General features: G+C 45.1%; 11 protein-coding genes. 2 read left to right on the top strand and 9 right to left on the bottom strand.

The window, feature by feature from the left end; all coding sequences use genetic code 11:
- Positions 1 to 23: 23 nt before the first annotated feature.
- The 8 genes from NM125_RS15240 to polA all read right to left on the bottom strand — a co-directional run bounded on the left by NM125_RS15240 (position 24) and on the right by polA (position 15,038).
- Positions 24 to 1,049 carry a PorV/PorQ family protein gene (locus NM125_RS15240; protein WP_255135840.1) on the bottom strand — a complete coding sequence of 342 codons (1,026 nt, stop codon included), beginning with the start codon at positions 1,047 to 1,049 and terminating at the stop codon, positions 24 to 26.
- Between the two features lie 14 nt (positions 1,050 to 1,063).
- On the bottom strand, positions 1,064 to 4,702 hold the full coding sequence (locus tag NM125_RS15245) for a fibronectin type III domain-containing protein (protein ID WP_255135841.1): 3,639 nt from the start codon (positions 4,700 to 4,702) through the stop codon (positions 1,064 to 1,066).
- 39 nt (positions 4,703 to 4,741) lie between these two features.
- Positions 4,742 to 7,408 (bottom strand): TonB-dependent receptor, encoded by a 2,667-nt coding sequence (locus NM125_RS15250; RefSeq protein ID WP_255135842.1) that lies wholly within the window; start codon positions 7,406 to 7,408, stop codon positions 4,742 to 4,744.
- Between the two features lie 283 nt (positions 7,409 to 7,691).
- On the bottom strand, positions 7,692 to 8,927 hold the full coding sequence (gene ispG, locus NM125_RS15255) for a flavodoxin-dependent (E)-4-hydroxy-3-methylbut-2-enyl-diphosphate synthase (protein WP_255135843.1): 1,236 nt from the start codon (positions 8,925 to 8,927) through the stop codon (positions 7,692 to 7,694).
- A gap of 6 nt (positions 8,928 to 8,933) precedes the next feature.
- Positions 8,934 to 9,842, bottom strand: coding sequence for a rhomboid family intramembrane serine protease (locus NM125_RS15260; protein ID WP_255135844.1), 909 nt, complete (start codon positions 9,840 to 9,842; stop codon positions 8,934 to 8,936).
- Positions 9,835 to 10,467 carry a rhomboid family intramembrane serine protease gene (locus NM125_RS15265; RefSeq protein WP_255135845.1) on the bottom strand — a complete coding sequence of 211 codons (633 nt, stop codon included), beginning with the start codon at positions 10,465 to 10,467 and terminating at the stop codon, positions 9,835 to 9,837. The genes NM125_RS15260 and NM125_RS15265 overlap by 8 nt, the downstream gene beginning before the upstream one ends.
- A gap of 11 nt (positions 10,468 to 10,478) precedes the next feature.
- A complete protein-coding gene (locus NM125_RS15270; RefSeq protein WP_255135846.1) occupies positions 10,479 to 11,981 on the bottom strand; it encodes a phytoene desaturase family protein in 1,503 nt (500 codons plus the stop codon).
- 303 nt (positions 11,982 to 12,284) lie between these two features.
- Positions 12,285 to 15,038 carry a DNA polymerase I gene (polA, locus tag NM125_RS15275; RefSeq protein ID WP_255135847.1) on the bottom strand — a complete coding sequence of 918 codons (2,754 nt, stop codon included), beginning with the start codon at positions 15,036 to 15,038 and terminating at the stop codon, positions 12,285 to 12,287.
- Positions 15,039 to 15,186: 148 nt separating this feature from the next.
- Here polA and add point away from each other — a divergent pair, with 148 nt between their 5' ends.
- Both add and NM125_RS15285 read left to right on the top strand, forming a co-directional pair.
- On the top strand, positions 15,187 to 16,170 hold the full coding sequence (gene add, locus NM125_RS15280) for an adenosine deaminase (RefSeq protein WP_255135848.1): 984 nt from the start codon (positions 15,187 to 15,189) through the stop codon (positions 16,168 to 16,170).
- A 169-nt stretch (positions 16,171 to 16,339) separates the two neighbouring features.
- Entirely contained in the window at positions 16,340 to 18,463 is a 2,124-nt protein-coding gene (locus tag NM125_RS15285) for a T9SS type A sorting domain-containing protein (RefSeq protein ID WP_255135849.1), read from the top strand.
- Positions 18,464 to 18,529: 66 nt separating this feature from the next.
- Here NM125_RS15285 and NM125_RS15290 read toward each other — a convergent pair whose 3' ends face one another.
- Complete coding sequence (locus tag NM125_RS15290) at positions 18,530 to 20,062, bottom strand: N-acyl-D-amino-acid deacylase family protein (protein ID WP_255135850.1); 1,533 nt, start codon at positions 20,060 to 20,062, stop codon at positions 18,530 to 18,532.
- Positions 20,063 to 20,142: the final 80 nt, after the last annotated feature.

Below are 20,142 nucleotides of genomic sequence, written 5' to 3' on the forward strand. Positions count from 1 at the left end.
GTTTCTGCGTGTGCAGTTTCTTATTAAAAATCTATTTGTAAGGTCCAAAGAATGGGATCTTCCAAATACTCATGGGTCATATAGGTCGCTCCAAAATTGGCGCCTATCCCGTTAAAATCATACTTCAGGCCAAATCCTGCGGTCAGTCCCTGATCTTCTATCTGAGTGGAAAACAAACTTCGGTATCCTCCCCTCAAAAACAACAGATCATTGAACCCATATTCAATTCCCAGATCTATACTTTCCGAGTTATCGCTTGGGTGTTTAGCATCAATGGCTAACTCAACTTTATGGCTTTCAATATCCAGGGCATCAATGGCAACCCCTACTTTAAACAGCAGCGGCATTGGCCAGGAATCGGTACCGAGATACCCTTCCAGCCGGTCATTATTCCCATTTATACTTTCGTCAATATCGATGGCTTGCCTCAGATCATCACCCGACATTTTCATTTCGTTTCCGAAATTGGTCATCGACATCCCAATTCTCAGGTTTTTGAAATCCGTACGGTAAAATACGCCGAGATCAACCGCAAAACCGGTGGCCGACTCATTCCAGATCTTTTCCTGTACAAACTTGGTGTTGGCTCCGATAGAAAACTGGTCGGTGATAAATCTTGAATAAGAAACAGCAACAGCCAGGTTAGTCGGGGTAAACACCTCTCCGGTTCCTTCCGGTATCTCAATGGTTCTCACCTCAATTTCACCGTGATCGATGGCGCGTACGGAAAGGGCAAAATTACCAAGATTACCCCCATTTATAACTACCGAAGCATCCTGAATCTGGGAGTCGAGGAACCAGTTCATGTTCGAGAATGTCACCGTGTTGTTTTCGAGCTGTGCCATGCCTGCCGGGTTCCAAAACATGGAGCTTCCGTCATCAGCAATAGCTACATATGCACCACCCATGGCCGTAGCCTTGGCGCCAGACGAAATACTTAAAAAAGCGGCGGCTGTAGTTCCAACTTTATCTTGTGCCTGCACATTCGCTGCTAAAACCACGCTGGTTGCTAACAACAAACAGTACTTGACTGCCTTAACTATGTTCATTGTTTGACCTTTCATTATTTAATAAGTGCAATTTTTCCTGTTTTAGTACCAACGCCCGGAGCCTTCAGGTGATAGTAGTAGACTCCATACGCCACATCAAGATTTTCTCTTGTGCGCAAGTCCCAGTCAACATATCCGCGATCGATGGAAGCATCGTGCTGAAGTTCACGTACCAGTTCCCCCCTAACTGTGAAGATTCGTATCGTTGAACCCTCGGGTACATTCTGGAACTGAATTTTGCGTTCCCCTCGCCCACTTGTGATAGTTGGCGGTAATTTCCCTTCCCAGCTGGCTGCGCTTACATATGGATTCGGCACCACTCTTACCTGATCGAGCCTGTCTTTAGCTGACTCATTATCTACGTTAGATGATTTGGTGGTGTACGAATAGGTATCACTGGAACCAAAAGACTTATACGTCTTGATTTCATAAATATCGCCGGCTTCCGGCAGGTCTCCGGTTGGCACGCGCCCTTGTCCCAGCACTGTTTCATATACAATTCGGAATTCAAAAACCGGGCTTAGAGAATCACCAAAGCTGTCGTAGATATAGACGAATTCACGATCGCCCAGTCTTCCGTCCTGAGTGCCCTGGGTTTCATCAAAAGCGAATGGCACTTCTTCTCCGGTAACGGTATTGGTTACGGTGAAGTTGACATCCACAGCCGGTGTATTTCTGGCACTTGGTCCGGTACCATTCACCGTATCAAGAGAGGTTGCAACATCCTGATCAAAAAATTCAATTTCATAATCATATGGAGCTTCGAGAGCGGTAAACTGCCAAAACGGACTGTTACTCAACGTTCCATCACGAACCAGAACATCAATTTTAAGGGAATCATCGTCTGCCCAGCCTGATTCGTCCTGATTTATACGGGTTTCATCATTCTGGAAAGCCAGTCTCATTCCGTCAAAAATATTCGATTCTGAATCAGAAAGTGGCACATCGGAAAGTATGATGTCGCCATTGTTAACCACAGAATAGGTTGTTGCCGGGTAGGTATTCCCCGGGAAGCGTACTTCATACTCTGCATTCTCCTTCAGGAATACCGGGTCCAGTACTTCCACAAATACATCACCGGTTGCATTACCCTGTGGGTGGCCTACATCTCCAACAACCGATCCGGCCTGAAAACCAAGAACAGGTGTGTTTGGCTCAACTTCAACAACATTAATATCTGTTACCGTGGAACCATCATCCCGAATAGTTACCGAGAAGTTATTCTCAGCGGGATAAAAATCGATGCTTCCCCTGTCGTATGCAGCAAGTGCATAATAGTAGGTTTGTCCGTTCACAACATTGGTATCAACAAAGGAGTGTTTAAGGCCGGTATCATCCCCTAAATAGAATGGAACGCCACGTACACGATCGGCAAGATCGGGATTGTACACATAAGTCGGGTCGTTCTGTCCGGTTGAGGTGTCTTCTGCTGCCTGCCATAATCCGTTGATTCCATTATCCAGATCAAACTGTGCGATCGGCTCCAAAAGAGCATCATTCCCAAAGGCATCTGTAATACGGCCCGGATCCAGGAAGTTGGGATCGGTACTTTTGAAGATTTTGTAGCCCTCAAAATCCTGTCCTAAAATCGGGTCAATACTTTCTTCGGCTATACTATTCCAGTACAGGGTAACCCGTTCATCTCCAACGGCTGCTTTAAGGGTTGGTTTTTCAGGCGGACGGGCAAAGTTATAATTCCGGTTATAGATTTCCTGAATAGTCTGCACGTTGTTGGTGATGTTGGCAAGGTCTTCACCAAATACCAGGGCAAGTGAGAATCGAATGGTTTCGCCCGGTTCAAGTCGGAAATATCCCGAGCTAAAGATAAAGTCACCATCTACACCACCAGCCTGCCTGTCTTCGTTAAGCTGATTATTTGGGGTGAAGAAGCCCGGAGACATCGCATCCCAAACCTGGGAGTCTTCATTCAGGCGAACAGCACCCGGAGGTGTAAAATAATAGAAACTTGAAAGACCAACCTGATCTGTCTCGTCCACATCAAGGTTTTCAAAATTGGGTTCACCAACGGTGGGTACGCCATCTCCTTCACCGGCATCACCGGTTCCGGATACACCATCTGCACCCACATCATCGGTAAGCGGGTTCCAGTCAGAGTCGTTGTCAATTCCGTCCGAACCGGATTCATCAATCATAGGGTTTAACAGACCATGGGTGATAGAATCTTGGCGGGTTGGTGCACCATTACCCACATCTTCGGCAAAACCGAGGTAATTTTTGTAATACAATGCAGGAAGGAAGCGAATGCCACCGGTAATTTCCTGCTGGCGTCGCTCAAAGTGCAGCAGCTGATCTTCATCAATCAATCCATCCAGGTCATCGTCAATAAGATTCTTCTCGGTTACTGTAATCGTCTCGTTTCGGTTCTGAACCTCTTTAGTTACTTCTTCAAGAGTCATTCCGGGAGAAAGCTGATACTCTATACCCTGAGATGTTACCGTGGTAGTTCCGCTTCCCAGGAATACAAACGAGCGTTCGCCTGTCTCTTGATCAATCAAAATAATGGGATCGCCTTCACTTAAAGTGCGAGGCTGAAAATCCTGACTTTGAAACACGTTACCTTGTCCGGCAAGGGATGGGTCAATATAAGGGAATCCGTCAATGTTTAACTCATTAGGATCGCCATCACCATCGTTATCAATACCATCTTCAGGGTCGCCGGGACTTTCCATAAAGGCGTACCCTACATATCCCACGTCGTTACCGTCGTTGTTGGTTCCATCGGCATCCCATGAGTACACAATTCGGTTAGCCTGATCAAAGAAAGCCAGGTCATCCTGCGTATCTCCTGAACCGGTAACGGCACTTTCTCCGGCAGCTGTACCTACAACCAAACCGACAGATACCCTCGGATAGGTCGTGGTACTGGTGTTTGTCAATTCGTAGATATAAAACATGGCGTCCTGAGCCAGGAACTGAGACCATTGAAGGCCACGCACGCTCATAGCCAGCCCCTGTCCATCCCTGGAAGGATCGGTACTGTCTGGCTGGAAGGGTGAAATTTCCCCCTGGTTGGCCAGATCGTTCATATACTTGTCATTGTGATCGTCGGTCCAGAAATACGTCTCGAAGTCAGCATTTTGAATACCGCGGCCAAAGAAACCATTCCACTCCGGGCTTCCATCGGGAGCTATCCAGGTAGGCTGATCGGGCCAGCGATTCGGCCAGGTCGATTCATCCACACTGATTGCCGGTCGGTCGTTTTCGCCATCATCATTTGCAAAACCTCCCATAGGCTCAAAACCCCAGAAACGGGTTTGGCCGGGACGAATACCCTGCCCTGCCCGTGGACCAAAGTTTGTAACAGAGTGCTGAACCAATGAGTCTGCTTCTCCATCACCATTGGTATCAACCGGAATTTCCAAAGAGATTACCGGAGATACATCACCGATGTAATTCACATCCGAACCGCGCGGCCACTGTCCTCGAATTTCACCTACGCCACCTAACAGACCGGTATTGTGGAAGGTAATCCACACGCGATTTCCATCCGATTCAGCACTTTTTCGGTACTCCCGGCTGGAGCGGTATTGTGGATCTTTAAGGAAGTCGGGCACATTTTGAGCGGTTGCATAATCCTGCGCAAAAAACAGGACCGCAAATAAAAAAACTAAGCTGGATGTAAATTTTTTCATGCTTTTTTGAGTATCAAACGAATGCATATTGGTATTCAATTAAAAATTATATCGGACTCCGAAAACCACACGTCGCGGTTCATTATAAAAATCAGGTCGGTCGTAATTCTCATTCAGATATCGGATATCTCCCCTGAACGTTTTCAGGTCTTCATTTCTGTAGAGCGAATATTCTGCAGTTCCTGTATCAGAAAACACTCCCTGCTCGTTACCGGTGTCGAGCACGTTGTCAATCTTGGCATAAACCTGAAGCCTTTGATTGCCGGCCATTTCAAAGTTCTTGGTAAGGTTTAAATCCAGGTTGTACTTAGGCGGGCGTCGCTGGCTGTTTAATGGATTTACGGATGGAGGTGTTGTTCCACTGCGCAGGGTGTAATCCGGGGTGTATGGGAAACCGGAACCCGCATTAAAAATAGCACCAAATCCCCAACCATTTCTGGAAGTATAATTAGCTGTCAGATTAACCGTGTGCAGCTGATCCCAGTCCAGAGGTACAATCCTCTTTTCAAGTTCTGTTTTGGCAGCCGCTGCGTTGTATGCCTGAGATGGATCGGAGGCATTTCCTTTGGCGATCTGAAAGGTATAATCTGCGGTAAAAAAGAGTCCGCTTGAAAGCGCCTGTTCGAAGCTTAACACTACCCCTTTGATAAAACCAAAGTCAGAGTTCTTTACAATACCATATCGCACAGAGGTACCATCAACAACGGTAGGATCGGTGGCCGTACCCGCGAGGTTTCTGATGTCCCGGAAAAAAGCGGTTACCTCTACAGCTGAACTGCTGGTTAATTCCTGCTTATATCCCAATTCACCGTTAATGGTTTTCTGAGGCTTCAGGTTTGCGTTACCAAGCAGTCCAATAAGTCCCGACCCGCTTCCCAGTCGGAAGAATGGGTTTTGGTACAGCAGGTTGAAGTTTGGAATCTGGAAAAAGTGACCATAAGAAAAGTGCAGAGCTCCGGTCTGCGAAATCGGGAAAGCAATTCCTAAACGGGGACTGAATTGCCAGGTTGGCTCTGAAGATTCAAATACCTGACTTTCATCCTCAGGACGCTGCTCTTCAAATACAACATTAGGATCGGTTGGGTCTGTAAATACCTTGAAATTTGAATCGAAGTAGTCGAAACGCACTCCGGCATTAATAATCAGGTTCCCGATCTCCACCTTATCCTGTATGTAACCGGAAATCTCAATAGGGTTTACATCATATTTCGAGTTCACAAAAACGGTTGCCACCCCGCCATTAGGATTGTTAACGATAGAGGTTTTATCGCTGTACTTAAGGGTGTGATACCTGTACTCAACACCGGATTTAATTTGGTTGGCGCTGTTTACCTGGCTGGTAATATCAAACTTACCGATCAACGTGCTGGTTTCCCGGCTGGTGCGTCCGTTATCGGTTCCCCCAACTATAAAGTTGGATGTAATGTTGCTTGCCCGGAATCCCGCATAATCATTCGGCAGATATCTTGAGTCATTGGGGTCTTCAAATAAGTACGACTCATACATTTTATACGTATTCGATACGCTTACATCATAATAAGTATTGCTTGAAAGCGTGTGGGTGCCTTTCAGGTAGGCGCTGTAATTCCTGGTAAACTCCTGCCGCGAAAACTGTGGCATGAACTGAGCGGAATGATTGTAATTTTGGAACTCTTCTCCACCAAAAATAGCATTAGCTGCAATCTTCACCCCTGAAACAGGACGCCAGGTTAACTTCATCTGGGCATTCAGTTTTTCATAGGGATTCATATTCACTAATGAAGAATCACCGGAGCCTAAAGTATCAACCAGCCCAAGCTGACCGAGTGAATTAATCCCGACATCATTATAGTCGAACACTTCCCGGCCGTAGAACCAGCCGTCGTTACCAAAGTACCGGCCACTCACAAAAAAGAACAATTTATCTTTAATGATAGGACCATCAAGGCTTGCTTCAAGATTTCGTACAGCAATGGGGTTAATCTGACCTATACCTCTGTATAAATCTGTACGGGTTGAAGCATAATCACCCAAAAAAGTATTTACCGATCCTGTAAAATTATTGCTTCCATCTTTGGTCACAATATTCACGATTCCACTCATGGCTTGCCCGTATTCAGCATTAAAAGCACCGGTAACCACCTGTACTTCCTTAACTGAGCTATTCTCAACACCGGCGGAAAGACTGCCATCAAAAACATCTGTTACGGGAACTCCATCCACCCAATATCCTACCTCACCGGTACGGCCTCCTCTAAAGTGACCGTCAACGACACCGGCTTGCAGCTCAACAACTTCTGAGAAATTTTCTACGGGAATAGCTTCAATCTGATCGCTTGTTACTGAAGAAAGGCTTGCTGTTACATCTTTTCTGATTAATTCCCGCCCTGCGGTAACCGTAACCTCTTCCCCTTCCAATACCTGAGCCCGAAGTTCAACATTAATTTCTGTAGTCAGATCAATGGAAACACGCACATCTTGTACGGTAGTCTGGCTGTACCCAATGTATGAAACCAACAAGTTGTAGCTGCCCGGCTCAACACCTGTGATAATGTACTCTCCGTTAACATCGGTTGCATCACCCTTGGTTGTCCCTTCAATTATTACACTGGCACCGATAATTGTTTCCCCTGTTTCAAAATCGGTAACTACTCCACGAATTTTCCCATATTGAGCAAAGGCAGTCGCGGTGGTAAGGCTAAAAAAGAGTATGAAGAGATAGCGCATTAATCCAACATTATTTATTCCGGTTCTTGAAATATAATGTAATGTAAGCGCTTACAAATTTTCAAGGATTATTTTCAAAAAACCGCTTTTCTAATGTTGACTAACCGGCAATTTTATTGGTGTGATTTAGCTGAGTATTAGTAATTAATTAACAGCTCTTTAACCTAAAGATAATCTCGAAATTTTAACCACTTCTTTCGATGGATGAAATCAAAATGTAAGTTTTTTTCATTTCCGAGATCAAAATCCTGAGAATGTATGAAAGTGCTTACAAGTTTTTTATCTATTCAAACTCTACCGCTTTCTTCTTCCCGTAATTTTTCTGAATGTAGTTATCCAGAATATCCTGGAATTCCTGACCGATATTATCCCCTCTCAGCGTAGTGAAATGTTCTCCATCTACATAAACAGGGGCTTTGGGCTCTTCGAAGGTTCCGGGCAGAGAAATCCCGATATTTGCATTCCTGGATTCACCCGGTCCGTTTACCACACATCCCATCACGGCTACATCCATTTCTTCCACACCGGGATAAGCTTTCCTCCACACCGGCATAGATTCAACAATATAATCCTGTATTTCTTCAGCCAGTTCCTGGAAATAGGTGCTTTTGGTTCTTCCGCAGCCCGGGCATGAGGTTACTTGCGGAATAAAGCTTCTTATTTTAAGTGATTGGAGAATCTGCTGGGCTACCTGAACTTCCAATGCTCGATCTGCTCCGGGTTGTGGAGTCAGTGAAACCCGGATGGTGTCTCCAATCCCTTGTTGTAAAATAACAGATAACGCTGCAGAACTGGCTACAATACCTTTCATCCCCATTCCGGCTTCCGTCAACCCAACATGAAGCGGGTAATCCACTTCTTTAGCTATACGCTCGTACACAGTAATAACATCCTGCACGCCGGACATTTTACAACTTATTATGATCTTATTGGAAGCAAGTCCTACTTCTTCGGCCAGTTTAGATGAGCGTTTGGCGCTTTCCACCATGGTATCCAACATAACTTCCTTAGCCGATTTTGGTTTAGGCAATTCGTTGTTGGCATCCATTTTGTCTGCAAGCAGCTGCTGATCCAGTGAACCCCAGTTTACCCCGATACGAACTGATTTGTCATATCTGATGGCTTGTTCTACAATGGTTGTAAAGTTTTCGTCCCGGGTTTTGGTGCCAGTGTTTCCCGGATTAATGCGGAAGTTGGCCAACGCCTCGGCCATATCAGGATATTGAGTCAGTAGCTTGTGCCCGTTATAGTGGAAGTCACCGATAATGGGAACGGTAACTCCCCGGTTCATCAGTTTCTCTTTTATATGTGGGACAGCTTTAGCAGCTTCATCGTTATTTACGGTGATACGAACCAGCTCGGAACCGGCCCGGTGTAAATGTTCAATCTGATCTGCCGTCTCATCGATATCTGCTGTATCGGTGTTTGTCATGGATTGAACCACAATCGGAGCATCTCCCCCAACGGGTACGTGCCCAACCATTACCTGTATTGATTTGCGTCTCTTAATTGCCGACATAATGCCCTAATCTTTCTTACTTAATTCAAATAGTTTTCGTTTTTCTTCCTGAGAAAGTGAATCATATCCTTTCTTTGATATTTTCTCCAAAATGGCATCCAGTTCTGACTGATCCATTTCTTCCACAATTTCAGCATCCTGAACAATATGCATATTCTTATTGCGCGGACGTTTAGAACCGGAACCGGATGTACCGGCCGGTTTCACTTTCCCAAACATATATTCTACGTAACGGATAACCATACTCAGGTCCGTTCCGTTTTGATGCGCCTTCACTAATAAAAATCCTCCCAGAGCTCCACCCAAATGAACAAGCCTGGCTACCCCATCCGCACTTCCAAGAAACAAGATGTCGATGGCAATCCATCCGGCCACAAAGAAACGGGCCTGAATGGGCGGAAATAAAAACAGCATGATGGGAGCTGTAGGAAACAGCATCGCAAAAGCAACCAGAATACCTGTAACCGCCCCCGAGGCACCAATTACCAGCGCAGTCCCGAATATCTGGGCAATACCCGCATCAAGCAGAGCTCCCAATATTCCGGCTCCAAAATAAATCACGGTAAATGATCTCGGCCCCAATGTTTCTTCCACCGCTCTTCCCATCCACCAAAGCCATAGCATATTGAATAAAAAATGAAAGAACCCTCCATGGAGAAACATGTAGGTAACCAATCGCCAGGGTTGGGTTAAGAAGGTCGGAAAAGATGGATCAAAGCCGAGGGTTGGCACCACCCAGTTATTCAATGTCTGCCCTCCCAGCATTTGGATCACAAACACCACGGCATTAATGGCAATAATGGTCCGGATAGCCACCGGCATCCGCATAAAGCCTCGTTTGAAAGCATTCCCAAACGAATCGTAGTTGCCGCTATTCATATTTCCACCGGTAAAAAAAGAAGGTCCGTTAGCCATAGTATTCCGGTTTTTTAAGTCCCCAGTATTTAATCAGGATAAAGCCTACCACCAAGCCCCCTAAGTGAGCAAAGTGTGCAACTCCGCTGTTAGGCATCGCCAAGCCATTGAACAATTCAAACAACCCATAAAATCCCACAAAGTATTTTGCCTTTATCGGTATAGGCGGAATCAAAAGCATGATATATCGGTCGGGGAACATCATCCCAAAGGCCAGCAAAATACCAAAAACTGCGCCGGATGCCCCTAAGGTATAGGCGAAATATCCGCCAATAAACATATGAATGATAGCTGCTCCAATTCCGGTCAATAAATAATAAATGAGAAACCGTTTCGAGCCCCAGAGGTTTTCAATAGCCTGTCCGAATATCCACAAAGCAAACAAATTCAGGAAGATGTGGCTGAGATCGGCATGCAAAAACATATAGGTTACCAGCTGCCACGGCATAAAGCCTTCTCCCAACGGGTTCAGGACTAAGTACGGAGCAATTGCGGCACCGATTGGAGTCCAGCCGGAACCAAACAACTGCTTGGTGAGCAGGAACGCCAGTGCGTTAATAATCAAAAGGTTTTTAATTACCGGCGGAAATACTGAAAACTGGGTATTGGGTGAAAAATTATCCAAAAAATTCTGCTTTATTGATGATTCTTGATGACACGTGAATATACGTTGATTCCACTCAAAGTTACGCCCGGAATTCCTTGTCCCGGGTACGTGGTATCTCCAACAAGATACAAACCTTTAAACGGAGTTTCGTGGGGAGTCCAATTGAGCAAGCTTCGTGCCATACTTTGGGGAATTCCACCTACCCTGCCTTTTTTACGGTACACCCAGTTTTCCCACGTTACCGGTGTTGCGGTATGTATAACATCTATTTCTGAGTCAGCAAATCCGGGCAACTTTTCAGCGAGTTTCTTAACGACAAACTCTTCCACCTGTTGCTTTGCCGATTCATATTCCCCGTTCAGTGAGTACCAAAATTCCGGAGAAGCATGGGTAGAAATATTCAACGTGCGACTCCCCTCCTTCGCCCGATCCGTATCCTCTCGTTTAGACATGGATACAAAGATGGAGTCCGAGTTGGTAAACGGAACCGTTTTACCTTCTTCCAAATGGATTTGATGATGCAAGGGTAAATCATCCGGGTAGGTATCGGTGGTTGCGATCCCGAGCGTGATCGCACCCCAGGCATCGTTGAAATCTTTGGATTCCGATTTAAAATACTCCTTCACATCACCGGAGGTAATTCCACTCATATTCCAAACCGGGATATTTGAGATTACAATGGGTGACCGATAACTAAACTTTTCCTTTCTTTTATTTTGAGTATGAACCGTGAACTGCTCTCCATCCCGATCAATCATTTCCACTCCTTCTTTGGTATGAAGGGCTCCCCTCTTTTCATGAATAAAGGCACGGATGGTATTCACCATCTCCAGCAAACCGCCCGGCACATAATAATTGGAATAATTGGTGTAGGTCAGTCCGGCCGCCCCAAACAAGAATGGTGTTTGATGTGCTTTAGCTTGTGCGGTTATCATCAGTTGCTCATCCACGAATCGGCGAAATTTGGGGGTATCCACGCCGTACTTTTGCATGACATCTTCCACTGATTGAAACGCATATTTAAGCACCCAAACGTCCAAAGGATTATTATTGATAGCCAGCTGTGCCCATTCCGATATTTTTTGGGGAGGAAAGAATGGGTTCTTCAGCGAAACCTTCCACACTAAATCAGAAACGGCCAGTGCCTCTTCCCAAAAAGCACGCTGCCCGTTTGCATTGCCAAAAACACGGATGCATTCCTGAATCCACTGCTCGCGGTCTTTGTATCGCGTCAGTTGTTCCCCACCCAGCCACACCGACATGCTTGGCGTAATTTCTTCTCGTGGAATGTGAATACCGGTTTCTTTTTCCAGCTTCCAGAGCGGCTGATTTTCATCGAAACCGATGAGCGTGGTTGCACCGGATTCAAACACATACCCTTTCCTAAAATAAGAAGAAGAACAACCGCCCGGGGCATGCGCCTTCTCCAGGATAAGTACTTTATATCCGGCATTGGCCAGCATGGCGCCGGCACTCATTCCACCCATCCCGGAGCCGGCAATAATTACATCGTAGTCTGTATTGATATTCATGCCGACCTAACATGATTTATCAGCCAAAATGTTCCGCCTTTTTTCGGTATTAAGATGTGGGCATTTGTAACCTTTCCAGAGTTAAACCGGGAAGGTTAATCTAAACTGAAGCCTTAATAACTCTGGAAAGGTTAGCTAAAGGAAGAATGATGATTAGCCATCCAATAACCATCCGCCCCGACGCAGAGCGTCCGGAGCGAGGTCGAAGCTCCTGTTCCACTTATTCTCACCTTTGCAAATCAGCAGATCGTTAATAGAAAGGTTCACCTCCACTGTCAACTGATCACTGTAAACTGACAACTGTTAATGCGCTTCCAACCAATTACCAGCTACTCCTGAATCAACATCCAGCGGCACTTCCAGCTCAAATGCAGTTTCCATCAGTTCGTTGATTTTTGCAGGCACTTCATCCAGTTCGCTTTCGTGAATTTCGAAGATCAGCTCATCATGCACCTGTAGTAGCATACGGCTTTTCTTGTTGTTGTCCTTCAGCCAGTGATGAATGTTAATCATGGCCAGCTTAATGATGTCGGCAGCCGTTCCCTGTATCGGCATATTGATAGCCGTTCGTTCGGCAAAGCCCCGCACGTTCCAGTTCCCAGATTTGATGTCAGGAATATACCGGCGGCGACCCAGCAGGGTTTTCACATAACCGTGCTCCCGTGCAAACTCCTTTGTATCGTTGATATAATTCAGAATGTTCGGGAATCGCTCGAAATACTGGTCTATCATCTCTTTGCCTTCGTTATTCTCAATTCCCAAACGTGAAGCCAGCCCATAGGCACTCACCCCGTAAGGAATTCCGAAGTTTACTTCCTTGGCTTTACGCCGGTGGTCGGCCGTCACTTCATCCAGAGAATCCAGGTCAAATATTTCCTTTGCTGTTCTGGAGTGAATGTCTTCTTTGTTTTTAAAAGCTTCCATCATTGCCTCGTCCTGGGCAATATGTGCAATAACCCGGAGTTCAACTTGTGAGTAATCGGCAGACATGATTTTATATCCATCCTCCGCAATAAATGCCTTTCGAATCTCTCGTCCTCTTTTGGTTCGGATGGGGATGTTCTGAAGGTTTGGATTGGAAGAACTCAACCGTCCTGTCGCAGCCACGCTTTGATTGAACTCGGTATGAATACGACCGGTATCTTCATTGATCAACTCCGGCAGTGCATCCACATAGGTTGATTTTAGTTTAGTTAGCTGCCGGTAATCGAGGATCAGGCTGGGCATTTCATATTTGGCAGCCAGCTTTGTGAGTACAGATTCTGCCGTAGAATACTGTCCCGTTTTGGTTTTCTTGCCGGCCGGCAGGTCCATTTTCTCGAACAAAATGGTGCCCAGCTGCTGTGGAGAATTGATGTTAAACTCCTCTCCCGCCTTGTCATAAATCTGTTTTTCCAGTTCCTTCAGGTCTTTGTCCAGTTCCCTGGAAAAGGCCGCCAGCATATCGGTATCCAGCTTTACGCCTTTATACTCCATATCAGCCAGCACTTCCATCAGCGGATAATCTACGGTGTAGGCTATCTCTTCCAGCTCGTCTTCCTTCAGCTTGTCGCTTAGAATTTCATACAAGCGCAGGGTGATATCGGAATCTTCACAGGCATACAAATATACGTCTTCCGGCTTCAGCTCTGCCATTGAAATCTGCTTCTTCCCTTTTCCAATCAATTCTTCGATGGGAACGGGTTTATAGTTCAACAAACTCTTTGCAAGCTCATCCATTTTCAGGCGCTGATTGGCATCAATCAGGTAAGCAGCAACCATAGTATCAAAAGCTTTCCCCTTAATTTCGATTCCGGCTCGCTTCAGCATCAGGTAATCGAATTTATAATTATGTGCCACCTTGGTTGACTCTTCATTTTCGAACAACGGACGAAGAATTTCTATGACTTCCTTTTCATCCAGTCCTCCTTCTACGTTCACCGGAATGTAATAGCCGGTTCCGGGAGTGGCTGTGAGTGAAATCCCTACCAGTCCGGCTGAAACAGGATCGGGGCTGTCGGTTTCCGTGTCAAAGCAGAATTCCTTTTTTTCTTTGAACTGTTCGGCAAGCTTCTTCACCTCATCCAGAGAGTTCACCAACTCATAGTTTACCTTATCCTCATCCAGCTCCTGCTTGGGAGCTTCCTCTTTAAATGAACCAAAAAGGTCAACCTGATCTCCATCCTTTGAGGCAACCGGACCTTCCTCTCCCAAATACTTCTTGGTAAGGGTTCGAAATTCCATTCGCTTGAAGAACAAACCCAGTTCTTTCTTGTCGGCCCCTTTCCACTCCAGTTCTTCCCAATCCTCAGTTTCGGGTACATCGGTTTTTATGGTGACCATAAACTTGGCATGAAGGGCTTGCTCACCATATTCCATCAAGCCTTCGCGGGCTCGTTTTCCACTGATATTAGGAGCATCTTCAATGGCTTTCTCCAAAGACCCATACTTCTTAATCAGCTTAGGTGCTCCCTTCTTTCCAATTCCCGGCACGCCCGGAATATTATCCGAGGTATCGCCGATCATAGCCAGCACATCAATTACCTGCTCCGGATACACTCCGAAATAATCTTTCACACCTTCACGATCGATAATATTGAAGCCACCGTTATTGTTGTCCGGCTTCATCATGCGAATGTGATCGTGCACCAACTGCATAAAATCTTTGTCGGGTGTCACCAGCATCACATCCACATCATCAGCGTTTGCGCCGCTGGCGATGGTTCCAATAATGTCATCCGCTTCGTAGCCATCCTGTTCTATATTCGTGATTCCCCACGCCTTCACCATTTCTTTGATAAGCGGAATTCCAATGGTTAATTCCTCTGGCTGGGGCGGGCGATTGGCTTTATAGTCCTCATCTTCTTCATGCCTGAACGTGGGTTCGTGCGTATCCCAAGCTACGGCAATATGAGTCGGCTTCTCTTCATCAAGCATTTTCTCCAGGGTATTTGCAAAACCGAGTACGGGTCCGGTTGGAATGCCCTCCGAGTTTTTCAGCCTGCTGTTTATAAATGCAAAGTGAGCACGGTAGGCCAGCGCCATTCCGTCCAGTAAAAAGAGAAGTTTTTTAGACATTGAATCTGTTTATTTTGAACGTGTACAATGAACATGGAAACTAATTTTTTTTGATTCTAATTACGAATATAGATTACATATCATCCACCCCGGTAAAATGCCATTTCCATGCAATTTCTTTTTGATACTTAGAATATCATCCCATTAAATGAATTTGAAGTCGCTGCCAAAAATTGAATTACATCTGCACCTGGATTGCTCTTTAAGCTTTGATGTTGTTAAACAATTACGTCCCGGAATAACCCAGGAGCAATATAAATCAGATTTTATTGCTCCGACCAACTGCTCCAGTTTGGATGAATACCTGAAGTGTGCGCAGGAACCCATAGCCCTCATGCAATCCAAAGAGCAGTTGGAAATGGTAACTCTCGATCTGTTCCAACAGCTGAAAAAGGATCATGTGATTTACGCTGAAATCCGTTTCGCCCCGCTTCAGCATTGTAAAAAGGGTTTGACCGCAGAAGAGGTTGTGCAAGCTGTAGATGAAGCCACTGCCAAAGGCATAAATGAAACGGGTATTGAAGCGAGAATTATATTGTGCACACTTCGGCATTTTACAGAAGAACAAAGCATGCAAACCGTGCGGCTCGTGGAACAATTTAAAGGCAGCCGTGTTACCGGTTTTGATATTGCCGCCGATGAAACCCTGCCGATTGATAACCACATCAAAGCTTTTGAATACGCCGATCGAAACAACATTCCCTGCACAGCCCATGCCGGGGAAGCCTGCGGAGCGGAAAGCGTAAGGGACGTTTTGCAGAATTTCTATCCTTCCCGAATTGGTCATGGCGTGCGAAGCCTGGAAGACGACACACTCATGGATCACCTCAAACAGCAAGATATACACCTGGAGGTGTGCCCCACCAGTAACGTGCAAACCGGGATTTATGATTCAGTGGCCAATCACCGGGTCAATGAAATCTACGAACGGGGAAATTCTCTAAGTATCAATACAGACGGACGTACAATTTCCAATGTTTCTCTGAATGAAGAGTATTCTTCTTTGAATAAGCACTTTAACTGGGAACCCGAACACTTTCTTCGTGTTAACCACCACGCTATAGATGCTGCTTTTTGTGATGAGGAGACGAAAGAGACATTGCGCAAGAAGATAGATAGCGTTTACCATTGAAAGTTTTAAATCGCAGATGCTCATCTTCTATCTTTATGATGTTTTTGGCGGCAGTTTCAATACTCTTCTTTATTTAAAAACCTCTATAAAACATTTACATAAGAGGTGAATAATTTAATTCTTTTCATTACAATAAGTGAACAAGAGAACTTTAAACTTATTCATCCATATGCGATCACTTATCTTTCTACTCGCCCTCATCCCTTCTCTGACTTTCGCTCAATACCAGGAAATGCGAATGGCAAATCCCGACCGTTTGTGGGACAATGTTCCGGTTGATGTACATGAAACTGTATTCGAGATTCACCCAAAAGGAAACTTCTCGGAAATTGAACTCTTTGTCTCATTTGCAGCCACCGACTCCAACTATTTCTCTCAGAATGAACTACTCGAAATGTTCGCTTTTTTTGAATTAAGTGATCAGATTACCATATCTGATTTATGGCTTTGGTTTGAGGATCAGATACTGGTAGCTCATATAATAGATCGCTGGACAGCAAATCGTGTTTATGAGGGAATTGTAAATCGACAGCAAGATCCTGCTATTCTATTTAAAAACAGTCCCACTTCATACGAACTGAGGGTTTATCCATTTACAAGATCGCAGATACGGAAACTCAAAATCAGCTTTCTGGTCCCAAATACTCAGCTGAGAACTCAAACTTCTATCCCGCTTCCAACAAAATTCCATCAGCTTGCTCAAAATACGGTAGAAGACCCGGTGATCCGGTATTTTACCGAAGCTGAAAGCCCGGCGTTAGAAGTATCTGATTCTCAGGATGCCACTTTTACATCAGGAACGGACACCTTGGGGAGAACTTATTGGGAAGCTCAAGTAGATGCTGAGTCTGCTTCCTCCTCCCTAAGCCTTAACGTGGAGCAAGAAAGCAACTCCAATATTTTCCTATCCAATTATGAAGATGAAACAGGTAAATATTATAGCCTTTCTTTTATCCCTAAACAGGTGCTGGACGTAACAGCATCCAAAAACATAGTCGTGATGCTCGACTATGCCCAAGCAAACACTTCTGTTACCAAGACCGAACTGCTTGATAAAATCAAGGTTCAGCTGAAACAAAATTTCGAGGAAACAGACTACTTCAACTTTTTGTACTCAAGCGTTTCAGACCAGGTCCTTTCTCAGGATTGGATTCAGGCAACCGATGCCAAGATCGACAGTGTATTTGACGAAATAGATACCTCTGATATTTTATCGGTCAGCAATCTGGATGATATACTGGTAGGTGGAATCGATTTTGTAAGCGAAAAAGAAACCGGCGAGCTTATGCTGATTTCAAGCTCTGACACCTATATTGATTTCCAGGATGCAAACGCCTTTTCCGAATCAATACTGGAGTATGCGGAAAATGATTTACCAAAAACGACTATCCTTGATGTTCAGGATAAGGATTTCCAATACCGATACCGCAACGGAGTTAATTATGTTGGAAACGGATACCTTTACGGAATATTTGTAAGAGAGAGTGGCGGTGAGTTATTTAACACTCAGGATTATTGGGATGTTAACGCCCGTTTTAGCCCGGCTTTCGCAAATCTGCAGGGCAGCATAACCAATTACACGGTGTATCCTACTTTCGCTAATGGGTTCACCTATGCAAATTTCATGAATGAAGACAGTGGGAAACTTCCCATCAATTCAACCTTTGTACAAACAGGGCAATATTATGGGGATTTACCGCTGACTATTCAGTTCACAGGTTCAATCCGAGATACTGTTTTTAATGAACAAATAGTTATCAATGAGAGCACTGAAGTTGACAGCAGCTTAAAGAGATACTGGATGGGAAGAAATATCGATAAACTGGAGAAAGCCTCTCCCAATAATGAGGAGATTGCAACCATCATAGATTACAGTATCGAGAATAGGTTAATGTCTCAGTACACCTCTTTCTTATCTATACTCCCTGAAGATACCGTGCTCATCAACGATGAAGATGATGGAGGAGAAATCGTAAGTATTGAAGATGGAGACAATCCTGATACATATGAAATCACTGCCCTTAAAGCTTACCCGAATCCATTTAACCCCAATGTGAATATAGAAGTCAGCCTTTCACAGCCATGGGACGCCTCAAACAGCAGAATCGTGGTCTACAACTTACTTGGACAAGTAGTAGCAACACTCAATACAGCCCAATTTAATGGAATGAAATCCTTTACCGTTAATTGGGACCTCAGCCTGAGCAATGCAAATATTGCGACCGGTGTATATTTGGTGAGCGTTCAAACTCCTGAAGCATCCAAAAAAATTAAAGTGACCTACCTGAAATAATAAAAACTGAGAAATGATTTATTGGAAGGGTGATGTATCAAAATGGTACTGATCACTCTGCCTTTTTCATTTATCATCCCTCAAAACCACTCCGGCTCTGTGTTCACTAAATTCGCTTCCTGATTTTGCTACCTGTCCGTTAATAATCACCCACTCAAATCCGGTGGCCGGCTTGTGAGGTGATGAGAAAGTGGCTTTATCCTGAACCTGTTCCGGATCAAAAATCACGATATCCGCTTTATTGCCGGTTTGAAGTACACCCCGATCAGTTATTCCAAGTGTTTGTGCTGACAGCCCCGACATCTTATAAACGGCCTCTTCTATGGAAAGGGATTGATCTTCGACCACATATTTTCGGATGATCTTGGCAAAGCTGCCGTAACCTCTTGGGTGACGCATACCCGGACTCCCATCCGAACTAATCATCACTCCATCCGTTATGGCAATACGACCTTGCAGCTCTTCATTCATTACAAAATGAGCGGCTGATCCTGCATTTGGACCCATTTGAAGCAGAAAATCAATGGGAGTTACACCCTCGGCTTTTGCTGCTTCAGCCAGTGTTTGGCCGGCATATGTACCTGACCCGAACAGAATTGCATCCGGGCCGTTTCGCTGTTCCACTTTCGATTCCAGAAACTCCCGCAGCAGCGCAGGATTCTCCTTCATGATGGCCTTCCACTCTTTCTCTGTTTTGGCCCAGGTTGGGAACACAATCCCAATTCCGGTGTAACTGGCTGCGTACGGATAGGTATCTGCAGTGAAAGTTATTCCTTCCCGATTGTACGACTCTATCTGATTCAGTACTTCTTCAGCCCGCTCTTCTCCTTTTCCATAAACGACTTTAAAGTGAGATGCATGAACGCGGGCATATTGCCCCAACTCAGCCAATTCTTCTAAAGATTCAGCTATCCGAGAGTCGTCTTCGCTTCGCATATGACTCATTACGATCCCGTCAAATTCTCCTACAACTTTGGATAGAGCAGTTAGTTCATCGGGCTTAGCATAAAGCCCCGGCACGTATTCAAGTCCAAGGCTCATCCCAAAGGCACCGGCTGTCAGGTCAGCTCGTAGCTTCGTTTGCATTCGCTCGATATCACGGTCAAATACTTCTTTGTCTTCGTTCAAACCTACCGATCTTCTAAGAGTGGCATGCCCCACTAATGCAGCTACATTAACCGCCGGTTTTGCAGCTTCCACCTCTTCAAACCAATCAGCAAGAGAACCACTTGCAGGTGAGGAACCATCCTGACCAAGCAGAATAGTAGTAACACCCATCGACAGGAAGTTCTCAAATTCCGGTGTTCTAATTGGATTTCCGTGAGCATGCATATCAATAAATCCGGGAGCTACCACTTTCCCTGATGCATCTATCATTCGTATTCCCTGAAGGGTAGCCGGACTGATCTTACCAATGGTATGGATGGAATCACCCCGAACTAATACATCTGCCTGATAAGCATCTTCCCCGGTTCCATCTACGACGGTTCCGTTCAGAATCAATAGATCTTCATTGTTTTGAGCCTGAAGTTCTCCTGCGCCCGCAAAAAAGTTAATTAAGCTAAAAGCAAGGATGAGTGTGGAAATAGTTTTTTTCATTGGATGCCTTCTCTGTGGTATGAAATAAAATTCATCACAAAGAAAGCCAAACCCGGCCAGACTTAAAAGGATGTCTATGA

The organism is Gracilimonas sediminicola, from assembly GCF_024320785.1.
Lineage (GTDB): Bacteria > Bacteroidota > Rhodothermia > Balneolales > Balneolaceae > Gracilimonas > Gracilimonas sediminicola.